Annotated in this window: 17 protein-coding genes; 8 read left to right on the forward strand and 9 right to left on the reverse strand. The window is 68.1% G+C overall.

Going from position 1 to position 20297, the window contains the following annotated elements; genetic code table 11:
* Nucleotides 1–164 precede the first annotated feature (164 nt).
* From alaS to NBE95_RS07295, 3 genes are all read left to right on the forward strand, one after another.
* A complete protein-coding gene (gene alaS / locus NBE95_RS07285; protein ID WP_289893248.1) occupies nucleotides 165–2825 on the forward strand; it encodes an alanine--tRNA ligase in 2661 nt (886 codons plus the stop codon).
* Entirely contained in the window at nucleotides 2822–3112 is a 291-nt protein-coding gene (locus NBE95_RS07290; RefSeq protein ID WP_289893249.1) for a DUF1330 domain-containing protein, read from the forward strand. The genes alaS and NBE95_RS07290 overlap by 4 nt, the downstream gene beginning before the upstream one ends.
* A gap of 67 nt (nucleotides 3113–3179) precedes the next feature.
* Nucleotides 3180–3974, forward strand: a complete 795-nt coding sequence (locus tag NBE95_RS07295) for a class II glutamine amidotransferase (protein ID WP_289893250.1) — start codon at nucleotides 3180–3182, stop codon at nucleotides 3972–3974.
* A gap of 75 nt (nucleotides 3975–4049) precedes the next feature.
* Here the strand turns inward: NBE95_RS07295 and NBE95_RS07300 are convergent, their stop codons facing one another.
* On the reverse strand, nucleotides 4050–4271 hold the full coding sequence (locus NBE95_RS07300) for a hypothetical protein (protein WP_289893252.1): 222 nt from the start codon (nucleotides 4269–4271) through the stop codon (nucleotides 4050–4052).
* Between the two features lie 272 nt (nucleotides 4272–4543).
* Between NBE95_RS07300 and NBE95_RS07305 the strand changes: the two genes are divergently transcribed.
* Genes NBE95_RS07305 through NBE95_RS07315 form a run of 3 tightly spaced genes read left to right on the forward strand, consistent with a single transcriptional unit; the run spans nucleotide 4544 to nucleotide 6700 of the window.
* Nucleotides 4544–5836 (forward strand): adenylosuccinate synthase, encoded by a 1293-nt coding sequence (locus tag NBE95_RS07305; protein WP_289893253.1) that lies wholly within the window; start codon nucleotides 4544–4546, stop codon nucleotides 5834–5836.
* Between the two features lie 10 nt (nucleotides 5837–5846).
* Nucleotides 5847–6059, forward strand: coding sequence for a DUF2842 domain-containing protein (locus tag NBE95_RS07310; RefSeq protein ID WP_019353909.1), 213 nt, complete (start codon nucleotides 5847–5849; stop codon nucleotides 6057–6059).
* Nucleotides 6056–6700 carry a thiamine diphosphokinase gene (locus tag NBE95_RS07315; protein WP_289893254.1) on the forward strand — a complete coding sequence of 215 codons (645 nt, stop codon included), beginning with the start codon at nucleotides 6056–6058 and terminating at the stop codon, nucleotides 6698–6700. The genes NBE95_RS07310 and NBE95_RS07315 overlap by 4 nt, the downstream gene beginning before the upstream one ends.
* A gap of 41 nt (nucleotides 6701–6741) precedes the next feature.
* Here the strand turns inward: NBE95_RS07315 and NBE95_RS07320 are convergent, their stop codons facing one another.
* From NBE95_RS07320 to NBE95_RS07335, 4 genes are all read right to left on the reverse strand, one after another.
* A complete protein-coding gene (locus tag NBE95_RS07320) occupies nucleotides 6742–7728 on the reverse strand; it encodes an ABC transporter permease (RefSeq protein ID WP_289893255.1) in 987 nt (328 codons plus the stop codon).
* On the reverse strand, nucleotides 7721–8728 hold the full coding sequence (locus NBE95_RS07325; RefSeq protein ID WP_289893257.1) for an ABC transporter permease: 1008 nt from the start codon (nucleotides 8726–8728) through the stop codon (nucleotides 7721–7723). The genes NBE95_RS07320 and NBE95_RS07325 overlap by 8 nt, the downstream gene beginning before the upstream one ends.
* A gap of 16 nt (nucleotides 8729–8744) precedes the next feature.
* Complete coding sequence (locus NBE95_RS07330) at nucleotides 8745–10442, reverse strand: peptide ABC transporter substrate-binding protein (protein WP_289893258.1); 1698 nt, start codon at nucleotides 10440–10442, stop codon at nucleotides 8745–8747.
* Nucleotides 10443–10511: 69 nt separating this feature from the next.
* Nucleotides 10512–12227, reverse strand: coding sequence for a peptide ABC transporter substrate-binding protein (locus tag NBE95_RS07335; protein ID WP_289893259.1), 1716 nt, complete (start codon nucleotides 12225–12227; stop codon nucleotides 10512–10514).
* A gap of 232 nt (nucleotides 12228–12459) precedes the next feature.
* Between NBE95_RS07335 and NBE95_RS07340 the strand changes: the two genes are divergently transcribed.
* Both NBE95_RS07340 and NBE95_RS07345 read left to right on the forward strand, forming a co-directional pair.
* Entirely contained in the window at nucleotides 12460–14289 is a 1830-nt protein-coding gene (locus tag NBE95_RS07340) for an ABC transporter ATP-binding protein (protein WP_289893260.1), read from the forward strand.
* A 257-nt stretch (nucleotides 14290–14546) separates the two neighbouring features.
* Nucleotides 14547–15716: a M20 aminoacylase family protein gene (locus NBE95_RS07345; RefSeq protein ID WP_289893261.1), complete on the forward strand. Its 1170-nt coding sequence runs from the start codon at nucleotides 14547–14549 to the stop codon at nucleotides 15714–15716.
* Nucleotides 15717–15808: 92 nt separating this feature from the next.
* On the opposite strand, the gene lpdA is transcribed toward NBE95_RS07345, so the two are convergent.
* Genes lpdA through queA form a run of 4 tightly spaced genes read right to left on the reverse strand, consistent with a single transcriptional unit; the run spans nucleotide 15809 to nucleotide 20199 of the window.
* A complete protein-coding gene (lpdA, locus tag NBE95_RS07350) occupies nucleotides 15809–17215 on the reverse strand; it encodes a dihydrolipoyl dehydrogenase (RefSeq protein ID WP_289893262.1) in 1407 nt (468 codons plus the stop codon).
* A 42-nt stretch (nucleotides 17216–17257) separates the two neighbouring features.
* Nucleotides 17258–17842 carry a DUF924 family protein gene (locus NBE95_RS07355; protein WP_289893263.1) on the reverse strand — a complete coding sequence of 195 codons (585 nt, stop codon included), beginning with the start codon at nucleotides 17840–17842 and terminating at the stop codon, nucleotides 17258–17260.
* Between the two features lie 57 nt (nucleotides 17843–17899).
* Nucleotides 17900–19144 (reverse strand): MFS transporter, encoded by a 1245-nt coding sequence (locus NBE95_RS07360; RefSeq protein ID WP_289893264.1) that lies wholly within the window; start codon nucleotides 19142–19144, stop codon nucleotides 17900–17902.
* Nucleotides 19144–20199: a tRNA preQ1(34) S-adenosylmethionine ribosyltransferase-isomerase QueA gene (queA, locus tag NBE95_RS07365; RefSeq protein WP_289893265.1), complete on the reverse strand. Its 1056-nt coding sequence runs from the start codon at nucleotides 20197–20199 to the stop codon at nucleotides 19144–19146. Before queA ends, NBE95_RS07360 begins: the two co-directional genes overlap by 1 nt.
* Nucleotides 20200–20297 lie beyond the last annotated feature (98 nt).

A 20297-nucleotide genomic window follows, 5' to 3' on the forward strand; every position in this document is an offset into this window, starting at 1 on the left:
TGTCCCCCGCTGGGTGCCGGAGGTGTCCTTCCCGCGATTTGCGTGTGAAGAAGCCGGGCCCGCGCCCGGCCGTGCGGGATTGCTGGACAGCCGCCATGGCTGGGGCTAGACCGGGCGGCGACCCGGTTCTGGCCGGAAAGACCGCTTTGCGATGAAGGCCCGATATGCCCAGCTTGAATGAGATCCGCTCAACCTTCCTGAACTATTTCGAACGCAACGGCCATCGCGTCGTCGACTCGAGCCCGCTGGTGCCGCGAAACGACCCGACCCTGATGTTCACCAATTCGGGCATGGTGCAGTTCAAGAACCTGTTCACCGGCGTCGAGACCCGCGATTACAAGCGCGCCACCACCGCGCAGAAATGCGTGCGTGCCGGCGGCAAGCACAACGACCTCGACAATGTCGGCTATACCGCGCGCCACCATACCTTCTTCGAGATGCTGGGGAATTTCAGCTTCGGCGACTATTTCAAGTCGGATGCCATCCCCTTTGCCTGGGAATTGCTGACCAAGGATTTCGGCATTCCCGGGGACAAGCTGCTGGTCACCGTCTATCACACCGACGACGAGGCCGCGACGATCTGGAAGAAGGTCGCGGGCCTGACCGACGACCGCATCATCCGCATCCCGACCGACGACAATTTCTGGCGCATGGGCCCCACCGGCCCCTGCGGCCCCTGCACCGAGATCTTCTACGACCACGGCGACCAGATCTGGGGCGGCCCGCCCGGCTCGGCCGATGAAGATGGCGACCGCTTCATCGAGATCTGGAACCTGGTCTTCATGCAGAACGAGCAGTTCGAGGACGGCTCGATGCGCGCGCTCGACATGCAGTCGATCGACACCGGCATGGGGCTGGAGCGGATCGGCGCGCTTCTGCAGGGCAAGCACGACAATTACGACACCGACCTGATGCGGTCGCTGATCGAGGCCAGCGCGCATGCGACCAGCGCCGAGCCGGACGGCCCCGGCAAGGTGCATCATCGGGTCATCGCCGACCATCTGCGTTCGACCAGCTTCCTGATCGCGGACGGGGTGATGCCCTCGAACGAGGGCCGCGGCTACGTGCTGCGCCGCATCATGCGCCGCGCCATGCGGCACGCGCATATGCTGGGCGCCAAGGATCCGGTGATGCATCGCCTGGTGCCGGCGCTGGTGCGCGAGATGGGCGCCGCCTATCCCGAACTCGGCCGCGCCCAGGCGCTGATCGAGGAGACGCTGAAGCTGGAGGAGACCCGCTTCAAGCAGACGCTCGACCGCGGCTTGCGGCTGCTGGACGACGAGCTGGCGAAGCTGCCCGAGAACGCGAACCTGCCGGGCGAGGCGGCGTTCAAGCTGTACGACACCTATGGCTTCCCGCTGGACCTGACCCAGGACGCGCTGCGCGAAAAGGGCCGCGCGGTCGATACCGCCGGCTTCGACGCCGCCATGGCCGAGCAGAAGGCCAAGGCCCGCGCCGCCTGGGCCGGCTCGGGCGAGACCAAGGATGCCGCGATCTGGTTCGACATCGCTGAACAGCACGGCGCCACCGAATTCCTCGGCTATGATACCGAGATCAGCGAGGGCCAGATCCTGGCGCTGGTGCAGGACGGTGCCGCGGTGGATGCGGCGGCCGAGGGCCAGACCGTGCAGATCGTGGTGAACCAGACGCCCTTTTACGGCGAATCCGGTGGCCAGGTCGGCGATACCGGCCTGATCAAGACCGAAACCGGCGCGGCGCGCGTCACCGATACCCGGAAGTCGGGCGGCGTCTTCATCCATATCGCCGAGGTGACGCTGGGCACGATCCAGCGCGGCCAGGGCGCGCAGCTTGCCGTCGATCACGACCGCCGCAGCGCCATCCGCGCCAACCATTCGGCCACGCATCTGCTGCACGAGGCGTTGCGCCGCGCCCTGGGCGAGCATGTCGCGCAGCGCGGCAGCCTGAACGCGCCGGACCGGCTGCGCTTCGACTTCAGCCATGCCAAGGCGATGACCGCCGAGGAACTGGCGCAGGTCGAACGCGAGGTGAACGACTTCATCCGCCAGAACAGCCCCGTCGAGACCCGGATCATGTCCCCCGACGATGCCCGCGCCCTAGGTGCGCAGGCGCTGTTCGGCGAGAAATACGGCGACGAGGTGCGCGTGGTCTCGATGGGCGAGCTGGCGGGCTCGGGCAAGGGCACCGGCGGCCAGACCTATTCGCTGGAGCTGTGCGGCGGCACCCATGTCGCGCGCACCGGCGATATCGGCATGTTCGCCCTGACCGCCGAAACCGCCTCGGCCGCCGGCATCCGCCGCATCGAGGCGCTGACCGGCCAGGCGGCGATGGAGCAATTGCGCCGCGTGGACGCCGAGCTTTCCGAGATCGCCGGCATCCTCAAGGCGCAATCGGGCGACGTGGTGAACAAGGTCCGCGCCCTGGCCGAGGAGCGCAAGGCGCTGGCCAACGAGATCGCGCAGCTCAAGCGCCAGCTGGCCATGGGCGGCGGCGGGTCCGAGGACGGGCCCAGAGAGATCAACGGCATCAAGCTGATCGCCCGCCGCGTCGAGGGCGTGACCGGCAAGGAACTGGGCCCGCTGGTCGACGAAATGAAGGCGCGGCTCGGCTCGGGCGCCGTGGTGGTGCTGGCCGAGGCGGATGGCAAGGCGACGGTGGCGGCGGGCGTGACCCCCGACCTGACCGGCCGGATCAGCGCCGTCGAACTGGTGCAGGCCGCGACCGCGGCGCTTGGCGGCAAGGGCGGCGGCGGCCGTCCCGACCGCGCCCAGGGCGGGGCGCCCAGCCTGGCCGCGGCGGACAACGCCATCTCGGCCGTCGAAACCCTGATCGGAGAGAAAGCATGACCGCTTTGTGGATCGCCCATGTGACCGTCACCGACCCCGAGGCCTATGGCGAATATGCCCGGCTGGCGGGGCCGGCGATCGCCGCGCATGGCGGCACCTTCCTGGCCCGCGGCTCGCGCTATGTGCAGCTCGAGGGCAAGGAGCGCGCCCGCAATGTCGTGGCGCGCTTCCCCAGCGTCGAGGATGCGGTGGCCTGCTACCGCTCGGCCGAATACCAGGCGGCGCTGGACCATGCCCGGGATGCGGCCGAGCGCGACCTTGTGATCGTGGAAGAGAATCCCGCCTGAGACTTTTTGGTGATTCGTCAGGCTTTTCGTGCTAGCTCTTGGAAAAAGCGCGGAAAGGGGCAGGATAATGTGCCGCTGGGCAGCCTATGTCGGCAGTCCGATCTATCTCGAGGACGTCATCTGCCGGCCCGGCCATTCGCTGGTCCGGCAAAGCCACGGGGCGACGCGCTGTCACACGCCGGTCAATGCCGACGGCTTCGGCATCGCCTGGTATGGCGAGCGCGACGAGCCCGGCCTTTACCGCGACATCATGCCGGCCTGGTCGGACAGCAACCTGCGCAGCCTGACCGCCACGGTGCAATCGCATCTGTTCTTGGCCCATGTGCGGGCCTCGACCGGCACGGCGACCAGCCGCAACAATTGCCATCCCTTCGTGGTCGGCCGCTGGAGCTTCATGCATAACGGCCAGTTCGGCGGCTATGACAGCTATCGCCGCCATGCCGAGGTGCTGATCCCGGATGAGCTTTACCCGCATCGCAAGGGCGCCACCGACAGCGAGGCGCTGTTCCTGATGGCCCTGGGCGAGGGGCTGGAGGACGACCCCGCCGGCGCCATGGCCCGCGCCACCGCGAAATTCGAGGCGCTGGCCCGACAAAGGGGCAGCGCCCCGCATGTGCGGCTGACGGCGGCCTTCTCGGACGGGCAAAGGCTTTATGCCCTGCGCTATGCCAGCGACGACCTCGCGCCGAGCCTGTTCCACCGCTGGTCCGATACGCGCGGCGGCCGGGCGGTGGTCTCGGAACCGCTGGAAAGCGACGAGACCGGCTGGCTGGAAGTGCCGGCGCAAAGTTTCTGTGTCTTCGACGGCGCCGAGTTGGCGATCACGCCCTTCCAGCCCGAGCCGCTGCGCAGCGTCGCCTGAATCGCCGGCGGGGTCGCGCAGATCCGGCCGCCGCCAGCGGATGGTTCCGCCGGCCGCAGCCGCCGCTCTGCGGGATCAGATGTAGAAGCGATCGGCAAAGACGTAAAGCGCGATCCGGTCGCGGGTCAGACCCATCCGGGCCAGTTCGGCGTCGGATTTCGCCTCCAGCGCCTCGATCTCGGCGCGGCGCGAACGACTGGCGATATAGGCCTCGGTGCCGCGCGACAGCCATTTCAGGAACGCGTCGAACAGCGCCGGCAGCCGGGGCGCGGAAGTGTTGGTCGAGATCGTAGCCATGGGAAACCCTTTCGGTATCGGCGAATGGTTTCCTCCCCTGCTGCCGAATTTAGGCCAGCCCTCCGGCCGCCGCCACCGCTTCTTTTGCAATGCAGCATTGCATTGGTGGCCCAGGCGGGCCTGCGCAAGGGAAATCCCGGCCCCTGGGCGGCCGGCGGCCGGCGCGTCTTGCGCATCCCCGGCATTTGGTGCCGCGGGCGGAATGCGCTTTCCCCCGCGCGGTTCGGCCATTATACCAGCCGCGGCATTCATGACCGCAAGGGGATAGCACTATGGCCAATGTGGTGGTCGTCGGCGCGCAATGGGGCGACGAGGGCAAGGGCAAGATCGTCGACTGGCTGTCGGAACGCGCCGATGTGATCGCGCGCTTCCAGGGCGGCCACAACGCCGGCCACACGCTGGTCATCGGCAACCAGGTCTTCAAGCTGTCGCTCTTGCCTTCGGGCATCGTGCGCAAGGGCAAGATGGCGGTCATCGGCAATGGCGTGGTGCTGGATCCCTGGTCGCTGTTCGCCGAAATCGACAAGCTGGCCGCCCAGGGCGTCGAGATCTCGCCGGAAAACCTGATGATCGCGGAAAACACCCCGCTGATCCTGCCGCTGCACCAGGATCTCGACAAGCTGCGCGAGGAAGCCGCCGGTGCCAGCAAGATCGGCACCACCGGCCGCGGCATCGGCCCGGCTTATGAGGACAAGGTCGGCCGCCGCAGCATCCGCGTCGCCGATCTGGGCGATGCCGAGACGCTGGAGTCCCGCCTTGACCGCCTGCTGGCGCATCACGACGCGCTGCGCCAGGGCCTGGGCGCCACGCCCATCGACCGGGCCGAGCTGCGCGCCAGGCTGCTGGACATCGCCCCGAAGCTCTTGCAATACGCCCAGCCGGTCTGGAAGGTGATGAACGACGCCCGCAAATCCGGCAAGCGCATCCTGTTCGAGGGCGCGCAGGGCAGCCTGCTGGACATCGACTTCGGCACCTATCCCTATGTGACCAGCTCGACCACCATGTCGGGCATGGCGGCCAGCGGCACCGGGCTCGGCCCCTCGGCCATCGGCTTCGTGCTGGGCATCGTCAAGGCCTATACCACCCGCGTCGGCGAAGGCCCGTTCCCGACCGAGCTGGACGATGCCGACGGCCAGCGCCTGGGCGAGCGCGGCCATGAATTCGGCACCGTCACCGGCCGCAAGCGCCGCTGCGGCTGGTTCGACGCGGTGCTGGTGCGCCAGACCTGCGCCATCTCGGGCGTGGACGGCATCGCGCTGACCAAGCTCGACGTGCTGGACGGCTTCAAGACCCTGAAGATCTGCACCGGCTACGATGTGGATGGCCAGCATTACGACCACCTGCCCACCGCCGCGGCGCTGCAGGCCCGCGCGAAACCCGTCTACGAGGAGATGGAGGGCTGGCAGGACTCGACGCAAGGCGCGCGCAGCTGGGCCGATCTGCCCGCCAATGCGATCAAATACGTCCGCCGCATCGAAGAGCTGATCCAGTGCCCCGTCGCGCTGCTCTCGACCTCGCCCGAGCGCGACGATACCATCCTGGTCACCGATCCCTTCGCGGACTGATAGGGACGCCATGGACCTCAAGACGCGCAAACGCTGGTCGCTGCTGATCCTGCTGGTCGGGCTGCCGCTTTATATCGTGGTGGCGGTAAGCCTGGTGAACTGGATGGACCGGAGCTGGGGCCGCCAGCCGATCCTGGTCGAGCTTGCGGTCTATGTGGTCCTCGGCATCCTCTGGGCGCTGCCGTTCCGCAAGGTGTTCACCGGCATCGGCAAGGGCGAATGAGGCTCGCCAGCGCCCGCCCGGTCACGCTGATCGGCGGCGCGCCGGCCGTCGCCCGGGCCGACCTGCAGCAGGCGCTGCGGCTTGCCCCGGTGGTGGCGGCCGCCGACAGCGGCGCCGACACCGCGCTGAGCCACGGGCTGATGCCGGCGGCGGTCTGGGGCGATTTCGACAGCATCTCGGCCCGTGCCCGGGCCGAGATCCCGGCCGAGAATCAGCACCCCATCGCCGAACAGGACAGCACCGATTTCGAGAAATGCCTGGCCCGGCTCGACACGCCCTTCGTCATCGCCTTGGGGTTCTCGGGCGCGCGCCACGACCATTTCCTCTCGGCGCTCGGCGTGCTCGCCCGCCGCATCGGCCCGCCCTGCCTGCTGATCGCCGGCGAGGACGTGATCACCCTTGCGCCGCCGCGCCTGACGCTGGACCTCGCGCCCGGCACGCGGGTCTCGCTTTTCCCGATGGGCCCGGCCTCGGGCCGCTCGACCGGGCTGAAATGGCCCATCGACGGGCTCGCCTTCGCGCCCACCGGCCGCAGCGGCACCTCGAACGAAGCCACCGGCCCGGTCACGCTGGAATGCGAGGGGCCGATGCTCCTGATCCTGCCGCGTTCCGAGCTTCCGGCGCTCGCAGGCGCTCTCTGACCGCCTTCACCGTTTTCCAAATACCCCGGCAGCCGCGCCGTTCAGCGCTTGCGGATCCGCGGGTCCATGGCATCGCGCAAGCCGTCGCCGATATAGTTCACCGACAGCACCGTCAGCGAGATCAGCAGCCCCGGCAGCACCACCCGCCAGGGATACATCTGCATCTGGTCCACCGCGTCGTAAAGCAGCCGGCCCCAGGTCGGGAAATCCGGCGGAAAGCCCAGCCCCAGGAAGGACAGCGCGCTTTCGGTGATGATCGCCGTGGCGATGCCCAGCGTCGCCGCCACCACGATGGGCGAGACCACGTTGGGCAGCACATGACGCAGGATCATCCGCGGCGCCGGCGTGCCGATGGATTTCGCCGCCAGGATGAACTCGCGCTCCTTCAGCCCCAGCACCTCGCCGCGCACGATGCGCGCGGTCTGCATCCACGAGGTGACGCCGATGGCGCCGACGATCAGCAGGAAGGTGCCGCCGGCCGGGCCCATCGCCTTGCCCAAAGGCTCGCGGAACAGCGTCACCATCAAAAGCAGCAGCGGCAGCAGCGGCAGGGCCAGGAACAGCTCGGTCAGCCGCATCAGCGGCGCGTCGAGCCGGCGGAAATAGCCCGAGCTGATGCCGATCAGGCTGCCCAGCGTCAGTGCGATCGCCATGGCGGTCAGCCCCACCGCCAGCGACACCCGCCCCCCGGCCATCAGCCGCGCCAGCAGGTCGCGGCCCAGCTGGTCGGTGCCCAGCGGATGCGCGACGCTGAAGCCCTGGTTGCGGGCACGGATGTCGACGAAGGTCGGCTCGATGGTCCAGACCAGCGGCCCGGCGGTCACGAACAGGATGATCGCCACGAACAGCACCAGTGCCACCATGGCGCCGCGATGGCTGCGGAACTGCCGCCAGATGTCGCGTCCCTGGCTGCGGGCCGGGGCCTCGGGCGGCGTCCCACCCCCGACAGGATCGGCGGGCGGCAGCGCCTCGGCCCCCGGCGCCGCGGCGTTGACCGCGCTTTCCTCGATCAGCAGCCGGTCAGTCATAGCGGATCCTCGGGTCCAGCACGCCGTAAAGCAGGTCGGCGATCAGGGTGAAACTGACGATCAGCACCGCGAAGATGAAGGTCAGCGTCATCACCATCGGGATGTCGTTGGCGTTGATCGCCAGGATCAGCAACTGCCCCAGCCCGTTCACCTTGAACACCTGCTCGGTGATGATGGCGCCGCCGAACACCGCCGGCAGCCCCAGCGCGATCACCGTCACCACCGGGATCAGGCTGTTGCGCAGCACATGCTTCAGCACCACGATGCGCTCGCTCAGGCCCTTGGCCCGCGCGGTGCGCACGTAATCCTGCCGCAGGTTGTCCAGCATGGATGCGCGCATGAAGCGGCTGATCTGCGCGGCATTGTAAAGCGCCAGCACCGTGACCGGCATCACCATCTGCCGCACCTGCTGGACGAAACTGTCCCAATCCGTCACCCGCAGCGTGGTGTCATAGATCGACGGGAACCATTGCAGCTTGATGCCGAAGACGATGATCAGCACCACCCCGGTGAAAAAGGTCGGCAGCGAGAAGCCGACCATCGACACGAAAGTGCCGATCTGGTCGAACCAGGAATATTGCCGATAGGCCGAGACGATGCCGATCGGGATCGCGATCAGCACCCCGATCAGGTAGGACATGCCGACGACGGTCAGCGTCTGCGGCAGCCGCTGCGCGATCACGTCGAAGACCGGGCTGCGGCTCTGGAAGCTGATGATGCGCTGCATGCCTGCGCTGAACCCGGTGCCGAAGGCGCGGTCGAACCAGTAAAGCGGCTCGACCCAGAAGAACTGCTTCAGCCACAGCACGTAGCGGATATACCAGGCCTGCCCAAGGCCAAGCGCCTCGCGCATCCGCTCCTTGACCTCGGGCGGCACGGTCAGCGGCACGTCGCCCAAGGGGTCGCCGGGCGAGGCTTCCAGCAGCAGGAAGATCACCAGCGAGATGAACAAGAGCGTCGGGATCGCCAGCATAAGCCGGCGCAGGGCGAAACTCAGCATGGCGATCCCCCGCCTTTCACTCGGCTCGGCTCCAGTCGGCGACGTTCCACAGCTGCCCCTCCCAGCCGTTCGGGGCGACGCCCGCAAGGCTGTTCGCATGGGCCGAGACCATGCCGCGATGCACCAGCGGCAGCAGGTAATGGCCCTCGGCGGTCAGCGTGTCGGTCAGGCGCTTGGCGATCTCCTGCCGCTTTTCCGGCTCGGCGCTGCCATGCAGCTCCTCGATGCCCGCGTCATAGGCCTTGTCGCAGAAGCGCACGGAATTGTTGCCCTGCCACTGGTTTGCCGCCGAGGGGATGCGCGAACAGACGAACTTGTTCAGGAACGAGGCCGGATCGGGGATATAGAAGGCATCGGTGAACATCTGCGCATCGGCATAGAATTTCTGCTGCGAATCGGGATTGCCGGGGTCGCCGCCGAAGAAGGCGGCGCCGTCCACCGCCTTCAGCTCGGTCTCGACGCCGATCTCGGACCACCATTGCTTGACCAGCGCCTGCACGTCCTGGCGCACCGGGTTCACCGTGGTCTGGAACACCAGCGACAGCCGATGCCCGTCCTTTTCGCGGATGCCGTCGCCGCCCGGCAGCCAGCCGGCCTGGTCCAGCGCCGCTTTGGCGCCCGCGATGTCCTGCGTCAGGCATTCGTCGCGGCCCGAGGCATAGGCGGCCGGCACCGGCACGATGGTGCAGGTCGGCTTGCCGGCCGGGCCATAGGTCAGCTCGGCCAGCAGCGGCCGGTCGATGGCCATGGACAGCGCCTGGCGCACCGCCGGATCGCTCAGCACCGGATGCGGATGCGCGGCCGTGGACCGCTCGCCCTCGGGCAGGTCCGAACTGGGGTCGGTCTGGTTCAGCTCGATCCGTTCGACCATCGAACCGAAGCTGGCGACCAGCTTGCCCTTGCCCTGCGCCTCCATCGCCGCCACCGTCTCGGGCGGCAGCTGCAGGTTCCAGGCGAAATCGTATTCGCCCGATTCCAGCACCGCGCGCGCCGCCGCCATGGCGTCGCCGCCGCCCTTGACCGTCACCCGGTCGAAGGCGGGCTTGGCGGGGTCGCGGTAATGCTGGTTGATCTCGAACACCGCCACGTCGCCGGGCCGGAAATCCGTCACCCGATAGGGGCCGGTGCCGATGGGGCCGAAATTCTGCGCCGTGCAGCTGGCGCCCGCCGCGCCCATGCAGGGCTGGAACTGTGCCTTTTGCAGCACCGGCGTGCGCCCGCCGACGAAGGCTTGCAGGGGCGCATAGCGCGGCGCGTCGAAATTCAGCCGCACCCTCTGCGCATCCAGCGCCTCGACCGAGGCGATGCCCTCGAACTCGGCCAGCACCGCGCAGCCAAAGGCGGGGTCCATGCAATATTCGGCGGTGAACTGCACGTCCTCGGCGGTGACCGGCGTGCCGTCCGACCAGACCAGCCCCGGCTTCAGCGTCCAGGTGACCGAGGTGAAATCCGCGGCGATGCCGCCATTCTCGCGGCTGGGGATCTCGGCCGCCAGCACCGGCAACAGGCTGCCGTCATCGGCGACCAGCGCCAGCGGCTCGACCACCATCGAGGCCGGGTCCACGTCCTTGGCGCCGGTGGACAGATAGGGGTTCAGCACCGTGGCGGCCTGCCAGTACAGCACGCGCAGCGCGCCGTCGCCGCCGCGTTCGGCCAGGGCGGGCGAGGCGACGGCCAGCGCAAGCGCCGAGACAATCAGTCGGGAAATCATCATGGTGTTTCAGCCTGTTGACGGGGTGGGGAACCGGCCCCGCGACGGGGGCCGGCCTTGCGCCAGCATGGCCTATTGCTGGATGCGGTGCCAGTCCGCGACGTTCCACAGCTCGCTGTCCCAGGCGTTCAGCTCGACCCCGCCCAGCGTGTTCGACACCGCCGAGGCGGTGCCGCGATAGACCAGCGGGATCACGGCGTTGCTGTCCCTGGTCAGCATCTCGTTCAGCGTCCTGCCCATGGCGCCGCGCTCGGCCGGGTCGACGATCTGCGTCATCTCGCCGATCAGCCGGTCGAATTCCGGGTCGCAATAGCGGCTGGTGTTCTCGCCCTGCCACTGGTTGTCGGGGCCGGGGATCTTGTCGCAGGTCTGCCGCGCCAGATAGGGCTCGGGGTTGTTGCCCTCGAAGTTGTTGGCATACATCTCGATATCGGCATAGAACTTCTGGAACGTGTCGGGCGAGCCGGCGTCGCCGCCGAAGAACACCGAAGGATCGACCGTCTTCAGTTCGGTCTCGACGCCGATCTCGGACCACCATTGCTTGATCAGCGCCTGGAAATCCTGCCGCACCGCGTTGACCGAGGACTGGAACACCAGCGTCAGCCGCTTGCCGTCCTTTTCGCGGATGCCGTCGCCCCCCGCGACCCAGCCGGCCTGGTCCAGCAGCGCCTTGGCGCCCGCGATATCCTGGGTCAGGCATTCGGTGTTCTCGGACGCCCAGGCGGCGGGCGCCGGCACCAGGTTGCAGGTCGGCTGGCCGGCGGGGCCGTAGCCCAGCTCGGTCAGCAGCTGGCGGTCGATGGCCATGGACAGCGCCTTGCGCACATTGGCATCGGTCAGGATCGGGTGCGGATGCTTGGCCGTCGAGCGTTCGCCCTCGGGCAGGTCGGAACTCGGATCGGTCAGGTTCACATGGATGCGCTCGACCAGGGAACCGAAGGCGGCGACGTTCTTGCCCTTGCCGGCCGCCTCCATGCCGGCGATCACGTCGGGGGCCAGTTGGGTGTTCCAGGCATAGTCGAACTCGCCCGTCTCCAGCACGGAACGCGCCGCCGCCGCCGCATCGCCGCCGCCCTTGACCACCAGCCGGGCGAAGGCGGGCTTTTCGGGGTCGCGATATTCCGGGTTCGCCTCGAAGGTGATGGTGTCGTTGGTGCGGAACTCGACCACCTTGAACGGGCCGGTGCCGATGGGGTTGAAATTCTGCTGGGTGCAGGTCGGGGCCCTCTCGCCGGTGCAATCCGCGAACTGCGCCTTTTGCAGCACCGGCGACTGCGCGCCCACGAAGGCCGAGAACGGGTCGGGCCGCGGCGAGACGAAGCTGATCTTCACCGTCAGCTCGTCCACCGCCTCGACCGTCTCGACGCCCTCGAACTTCGCCAGCTGCGCGCAGCCGCCGGAAGGGTCCATGCAATAGGCGGCGGTAAAGGCCACGTCCGCGGCGGTGAACGGGCTGCCGTCGGCCCATTTGATCCCCGGCTTCAGCGTCCAGGTGACGCTTTTCAGGTCTTTGGCGATGCCGCCATTCTCGACCGTGGGCAGTTCGGCCGCCAGCCGCGGCGCGATGGTGCCCTCGGTGGTGAAGCTCGCCAGCGGCTCCAGCGCGATGGAACTGGCGATGATGTCCTTGGTGCCGGCCGAGAGATAGGGGTTCATCGTCGAGGGCGCCTGCCACATGATGACGCTCAGCTGCCCGTCGCTGCCCCGCGCGGCAAGGGCGGCCGGGGCCATGGTGGCGGCAAGGGCGGTGGTCGCCGCCGCGCCCAGCATCAGGGTTTCCAGTTTCATCGCTCTCTCCTGTCGGTGGATCTGCGCGGGACGTCTGGCACCGCCGGCCCCGGTGGCCGTCTGCCTGCTCTGCCGTTTCCCCGGTCCTGCTGTCCCTCGGTTGCGCCGAGTTTCAGACAGGTTCCGGATCAAAAGCAAGAAACAAGTTCCGCCCCGGTTTGCGGTTGCAATGTGACCGCGGGGCATTAGCCTGAATGCCGCAGCAATGGGCGGGTGATGGTCGGGGGTGCGGATGCTGGACGGAAAGCCGCTGGTCCGGGTCGAAGGATTGCGGGTCGAGTTCCAGACCCATGACGGCCCGGTCACCGGCGTCGAGTCGCTGTCCTTCGACATCCGGCCCGGCGAATGTCTTTGCGTGGTGGGCGAATCCGGCTCGGGCAAGTCGGTCAGCTCGCTGTCGCTGATGCGGCTGGTCGAGTTCGGCGGCGGCGAGATCGCCCAGGGCCGGCTGCTTTTCCAGCGCGACGGGGGCCAGGTCGATCTGGCCCGGGCCGCGCCCGCCGCCATGCGCGCCATCCGCGGCAACGAGATCGCGATGATCTTCCAGGAGCCGATGACGGCGCTCAATCCGGTCTTCACCGTGGGCGAACAACTCTCCGAAGGGCTGATCGCGCATCGCGGCCTGTCGCGGCGCGCGGCCCGCGCCCGGGCGCTGGAGCTTCTGGCCGAGGTGCGCATCCCCGAGCCCGAGCGGCGGCTGCGGCAATACCCGCACGAACTGTCCGGCGGCATGCGCCAGCGCGTCGTCATCGCCATGGCCATGGCCTGCCGCCCGCGCCTGTTGATCTGCGACGAGCCGACCACGGCGCTGGACGTCACCATCCAGGCCGAGATCCTGGCGCTGATCGACCGGCTGAAGCGCGAAACCGGCATGGCGGTGCTGTTCATCACCCATGACATGGCGGTGGTGGCGCAGATGGCCGACCGCGTCGTGGTCATGTTCCGCGGCAACAAGGTCGAGGAAGGCCCGGTCGAGCAGATCTTCGAGGCCCCGCGCCAGCCCTATACCCGGACGCTGCTCGCCGCCGTGCCGCGGCTGGGCGAGATGGCCGGCCGCGACGCGCCCGAGCCGATGCGGCTGATGCGCGACGGGCAGGCGGCCCGGCCCGAGCCGGTCGTCCCCCGCGCCGCCGCGCCGCTGCTGACGGTCCGCAACCTCAGCACCCGCTTCCCGGTCAAGGGCGGCGTCCTGCGCCGCACCGTCGCCCAGGTGCATGCGGTCGAGGATGTCAGTTTCACCGTCAATGCCGGCGAAACCCTGTCGCTGGTCGGCGAATCGGGCTGCGGCAAGTCCACCACCGGCCGCTCGATCCTGCGGCTGGTCGAGCCGGCATCGGGGCAGGTCGGGCTGGGCGGGCGCGACATCCTGGCGCTCGACGCCCGCGCGCTGCGCAAGGCGCGGCGCGACATGCAGATGATCTTTCAGGATCCCTTCGCCAGCCTCGACCCGCAGATGCGGCTTCTGGACCAGATCGAGGAGCCGATGCTGAATTACGGCATCGGCAACCGCGCCGAGCGCCGCGACCGCATCGCCCAGCTGTTCGACCGGGTGGAACTGCCGCGCGGCTTCATGAAGCGCTACCCGCACGAGATGTCGGGCGGCCAGCGCCAGCGCATCGCCATCGCCCGCGCCCTGGCGCTGAACCCGCGGCTGATCGTCGCCGACGAGGCGGTCTCGGCGCTGGATGTCTCGGTGCAGGCGCAGGTGCTGAACCTGCTGATGGAACTGCAGCGCGACCTGGGCATCGCCATGCTGTTCATCAGCCACGACATGGCGGTGGTCGAACGCGTCAGCCACCATGTCGCGGTCATGTATCTGGGCCGCATCGTCGAGATCGGCAGCCGCCGGCAGGTGTTCGAGACCCCGCAGCACAGCTATACCCGCCAGCTCATGGCCGCCGTCCCGGTGGCCGATCCGCGCCGCCGCAAGATCAGCGAGGATCTGCGCTTCCGGCCGATCCCCTCGCCGATCCACCCCATCGGTTACGTCCCGCCGCCCTCGACCTATGCCGAGGTGGCGCCGGGTCATCTGGTGCTGACCGATCCGGTGACGCATGGCTGAGCCGCCTGCTGACCGCTGGGCCCGAGACGGAGGCGCCCCGCGGCCTGTTGCGGTCGGGGTGCTTGCGTCCGGCGGTGGACGCCCTGTGTACGCCCGGTGTACGGCCGCTGCACGGCGATCACCGCCAAAACCCCGGCAATTGCCGGGGTTTTCGCGTTCCGGCCCCGGCGCGGTGCACGGCGCAACGCCCGCAGCCGTTGCGCGGCCTTGCGGCGCTGGGCGAAAGGCGTAACCTTCCCGGCGAAGGAGATTGTCACATGCCCGTCAAGAACCGCTTTGCCGACCTGCTGCCCGAGATCACCGCCTGGCGCCGCGACTTCCACCAGAACCCCGAACTGGATTACCAGGTCCACCGCACCGCCGGCCGCGTCGCCCAGCTCTTGCGCGAATTCGGCGTGGACGAGGTCGTCGAGGGCGTCGGCCGCACCGGCGTGGTCGGCGTCGTCAAGGGCCGCAGCGACAGCAGCGGCCGGGTGATCGGCCTGCGCGCCGACATGGACGCGCTGCCGATCCGGGAACAGACCGGCGTGGAATATGCCTCGAAAAATCCGGGGGTTATGCATGCTTGCGGCCATGACGGTCATACTGCCATGCTGCTCGGCGCGGCGAAATACCTGGCCGAGACGCGGAATTTCGACGGTCGTGCCGTGCTGATCTTCCAGCCCGCCGAGGAGGGTGGGGCAGGCGGCCTGGCCATGGTCCGGGACGGGCTGGTCGAGCGCTGGGGCATCCAGGAATTCTACGGCATGCACAACATGCCCGGCTATCCGGTGGGCAGTTTCGCCATCCGCGAAGGCGCGATGATGGCCGCCGCCGACCAGTTCGACATCCTGGTCACCGGCAAGGGCGGCCATGCCGCCAAGCCGCACGAGGCGATCGACACGCTGCTGGTGGCGGCGCAGATCATCGTGGCGCTGCAATCGGTGGTGTCGCGCAATGTCGATCCGCTGAAAAGCGGCGTGGTCTCGGTCTGCATGGTCGAAACCGACTCGACCGCCCACAATGTCATCCCCCAAGAGGTGAAGCTGAAAGGCACCGCCCGCAGCCTCGCCCCCGAGGTGCGCGACCAGCTGGAGGACGGCATCAAGCGCGTTGCGGCCAATGTCGCCGCCGCCTTCGGCGCCACCGCCGAACTGCATTACGAGCGCGGCTATCCGGTGACGGTGAACCACCCGGAAGCCACTGTTTTCGCGATGGAAGTGGCGCGTGAGATCGCCGGAGAGGTGAACACGGACATGCAGCCGCTGATGGCGGGCGAGGATTTCAGCTACATGCTGAACGAACGGCCCGGCGCCTATATCTTCGTCGGCAACGGCGACACGGCGATGATGCACCACCCGGCCTATAATTTCGACGACAATGCGATTCCGGCCGGGTCGAGCTGGTATGCCGGCATGGTCGAGGCGCGGATGCCGATCCCGGCGTGACGGCCGGGCCGGGGGCCGTCTGCCCCCGGACCCCCGAGGGTATTTGCGAAACGGAGAAAGCAGGGGCCGCGCGGCCCCCGCCGCGGAGCCGTTCAGAAATGGATGGCGCGGCCATAGGCCGAGAGCGTGGCCTCGTGCAGCATTTCCGACAGCGTCGGATGCGGGAACACCGTCTCCATCAGCTCGGCCTCGGTGGTTTCCAGCGTGCGGCCGACGACATAGCCCTGGATCAGTTCGGTGACTTCCGCGCCGACCATGTGGGCGCCCAGGAGTTCGCCGGTCTTGGCGTCGAACACGGTCTTGATCAGCCCCTCCGGCTCGCCAAGCGCGATGGCCTTGCCGTTGCCGATGAACGGGAAGCGGCCGACCTTGACCTCGTAACCCGCTGCTTTCGCTTTCTCTTCCGTCAGGCCGACCGAGGCGACCTGCGGGTTGCAATAGGTGCAGCCGGGGATCGAGTTCGGCTTGATCGGATGCGGGTGCCCGCCGGCGATCAGTTCCGCCACCATCACGCCTTCATGGCTGGCCTTGTGCGCCAGCCAGGGCGCGCCGGCCACGTCGCCAATGGCATAGAGCCCCTCGACGCCGGTGCGGCAATATTCGTCGGTGACGACATGGGTGCGGTCGATCTTGGCGCCCAGCTTTTCCAGGCCGAGATTTTGCACGTTGCCGACGATGCCGACGGCCGAGATCACCGTGTCGAATTCCTGGGTCTCGGTCTTGCCGCCGGTCTCGATATGGGCGGTGACCTTGCCGCCGCCTTTTCCATCGGGGGCGCGGTCGAGCTTCTTGACCGTGGCCTTTTCCAGGATCTTCATGCCCTGCTTGACGAACTGCTTTTTCGCCAGGGCCGAGATCTCGGCATCCTCGACCGGCAGCACGCGGTCCATGACCTCGACCACCGTGGTATCGGCGCCCAGCGTATTGAAGAAGCTGGCGAATTCGATGCCGATCGCGCCCGAGCCGATGACCAGCAGCTTTCCGGGCATACGCGGCGGCTGCAGCGCATGCTTGTAGTTCCAGACCAGGTCGCCGTCGGGCTCCAGCCCCGGCAGTTCGCGGGCGCGGGCGCCGGTGGCGAGCACGATGGATTTCGCGGTGACTTCCTCGGCGCCCTTGTCGGTCTTGACACTGATCTTGCCGGGGGCGGCCAGCGTGGCCTCGCCCATGATGACGGTGACCTTGTTCTTCTTGAGCAGGTGGCCGACGCCGCCGGCAAGCTGTTTGGCCACGCCGCGCGAACGCTGCACGACCGCGCCCAGGTCATAGCCGATCCCGTCGGCAGAGAGGCCGAATTCCTTGGCGCGGTGCATGAGGTGAAAGACCTCGGCCGAACGCAGCAGCGCCTTGGTCGGGATGCAGCCCCAGTTCAGGCAGATGCCGCCCAGATGCTCGCGCTCGATGCAGGCCACCTTCAGCCCCAGCTGCGCGCCGCGGATGGCGCAGACATAGCCGCCAGGGCCGGAACCGATCACCACCATGTCGAAGCTCTGCGCCATGGATGCTCCCCTCTCAGAAAAGATAGTTCAGCGTTAAACCATTTATTCCAGGTCAGCAAGCGACAGCTTGCCGGCGACCAGTGCGCCATAGCCGCCGGCCTCCATCACGCGGGTTTCCGCCGCCGTCGGCACGCGTTTCAGCGCCGCGTTGCGCCAGGGGAAGCGGCCGAATTTCGCGATGGTGTCGCGGTGCAGCTCGGCGTGGCGCAGGTTTTCGCCCGGCATGAACTCGGCGAACAGCGCGACCGCGCGTTCCTGGTCGGCCAGATCCTCGGCATGCTCGAAGGGCAGATAGAAGAACTGCCGGCCGGGCGGGGCGATGCGCAGGTGGAAGCCGTTCCCGATGGCCTCGCGGGCGAGGCTGCGGGCCAGCGGGTCGGTGTCGAAGGCGCGCGGATCATCCCGGAACATGTTGCGCGGAAACTGGTCGGTCAGGATCAGCGCCGCCAGCGCGCCCTCGGGCGTTCTGGCCCAGCCCGGCGCCAGGTCGGCAGCGCGTTCCCAGGCGGGCAGGAAGCGCTGGCGGATGGTTGCGTCCAATGCGTCCGAGCGGGCGTACCAGCCCGCCTCGCCGATTTCGTCCAGCCAGAAGCGGTTGATGCCTTCGGGTGTCATGGTTTCGGTCATGGCTGCGCCCTCCGTTTTCCGGGATGGTTGCAGAGCCGGCTGGTCGCCGCAACCCCGTCAGACGGGTTTGGCGGCGTCGTCGGAACTGGCGGTTTCCAGCGCCGCCTCGACCGCGACCGGGGTGGCCGAGGGGGCGATGACCGCGAAGTTCTGATCCAGCGCCGGGGTCGGGCGGCGGGTGCGCCGCCAGCCGGCATAGAAGGTCAGCGCCGCCAGCAGCGCGCCGATATAGATCCAGAACCCGTCCGGCCCCAAAAGCGACATCAGCCAGCCGGTGATCAGCGGCCCGGCCATGGCGCCGACGCCGTTGATGAACAGCAGCCCCGCCGAGGCCGCCGCCATGTCCGAGGCGTCGAGAAAGTCGTTGGTATAGGCCAGCAGCAGCGAATAGACCGGATTGGCGACGCCGCCGATCAGCGCGGCGGCCAGCAGCAGCCCCCAGATGCCCGGCTGCAGCGTCACCGTGGCGAGACAGACCAGGGCGCCAAGCGCGCTGAGTCCCAGCACGATGAAGCGGCGGTCGCCATGGTCCGACAGCCAGCCGATCGGATATTGCAGGAACAGCCCGCCGGCATAGATCGCGGCGACGAAGGCCGAGATCTCGCGCACCGACAGCCCCTTGGTCGAGCCCCAGACCGAGGCCATGCCGAACAGCGCCGAGAACACCCCGCCCATCAGGAAGAGGCCGATGCAGCCCAGCGGCGAGACGCGGAACAGGTCGCCGAAGCTCATGCGTTTCAGCGTGGCGAATTGCGGCGCGGGCTGGGTCGACAGCAGGATGGGCAGGAAGGACAGGCTGACCAGCACCGAGGGGATCACGAACAGCAGGTAGCCGGCCGGATCCGCCGTGTTCATCAGCAGCTGCGCCGAGATGATGCCCAGCATCTGCATGATCATATAGGCCGACATGGCCTGGCCGCGGGTCTGGTTCGTGGTGCCGGCGTTCAGCCAGCTTTCGGCGGTGATGTAGACGCCCGAGAAGCAGAAGCCGATCAGCAGCCGCATCAGCGACCAGGCGATCCAGTGCGGCGCCGCCGCGTAAAGGATCAGCACCGAGGAGATCAGCGAGCCGAGCGCCGCGAAGACCCGCACATGGCCGACATTGCGGATCAGCTTGGGCACCACGCGCGAGCCGAGCAGGAAGCCGCCGAAATAGGCCGACATCACCACCGACATCTGGGTGGTCGAGATGTCCTCGATCTTGCCGCGGATGCCCAGAAGCGTGCCCTGCATCCCGTTCCCGACCATCAAGAGCAGGATGCCCAGAAGCAGCGGCCAGGTGGTGCGGAGCACGGTAAGCATCACGGATCCTTCGGAATCAGCAGGGAGGCGTCGCCATAGCTGAAGAAGCGATAGCCTGATTCCACCGCATGGCGATAGATCCTGCGGATGCGATCCTGGCCCATCAGGGCGCTGACCAGCATCAGCAGGGTCGATTTCGGCAGGTGGAAATTGGTCATCAGCGCATCCGTCACCCGGAAACGATAGCCGGGATAGATGAAGATCTCGGTAACGCCGCTGAACGGGTGCACGCTGCCGTCCTCGGCCGCCGCCGATTCGATCAGCCGCAGCGCCGTGGTGCCGACCGGGATCACCCGTCCGCCTTCGGCGCGGGTGCGGTTGATCGCCGCGGCGGCCTCGGGCGTGACCTCGCCCCATTCGCCGTGCATCCGATGCGTGGTCACGTCCTCGACCTTGACCGGCAGGAAGGTGCCGGCGCCGACATGCAGGGTGACATGGGCGAAGCGCACGCCGCGCGCCGCCAGCCGCTCGAGCAGCGCGCGGTCGAAATGCAGGCTGGCGGTCGGCGCCGCCACCGCGCCCGAGCGGCGGGCCCAGACGGTCTGGTAATCCTCGCGGTCGGCCTCGTCCGGCGGGCGCAGCGCGGCGATATAGGGCGGCAGCGGCATGGCGCCGACCTGCGCCAGCGCGGCGTCGAACGCCTCGCCCGCGGCGTCGAAGCGCAGGGTCAGGGCGCCGTCCGAGATCGCCGCCACTTCGGCCGAGAGCGCCTCGGAAAAGCGGATCACCTCGCCGGGCCGCAGCTTGCGCAGCGGCTTGGCCAGCGCCCGCCAGCCGTCGGCGGCGGGCTCCAGCAGCGTGATCTCGACCTTCGCCACCGCCTCGCCCTGTGCGGTCCGGCGCGTGCGGGTGCCGGTCAGCCGGGCAGGGATCACCTTGGTGTCGTTCAGTACCAGCAGGTCGCCGGGCTCCAGAAGGTCGGTCAGGTCGCGCACATGCAGGTCGCGGAGCGAATCGCCCTGGGCCAGCAGCAGCCGCGCCGACGAACGCGGGCGCGCCGGGCGGGTCGCGATCAGCGTTTCGGGCAGGTGAAAGTCGAAATCGTCCAGCTTCATGAGCTTAGGTTCTGTCCGGCCGCTTCGGAGGCGTCAAGGCGGCGGTCATCACAAAGTGAAAAACTCAGGCTTTACTTCTCCGAGGATTTTGCTAAGTC

The sequence above is a fragment of the Paracoccus sp. TOH genome, from assembly GCF_030388245.1.
Classification (GTDB): domain Bacteria; phylum Pseudomonadota; class Alphaproteobacteria; order Rhodobacterales; family Rhodobacteraceae; genus Paracoccus; species Paracoccus simplex.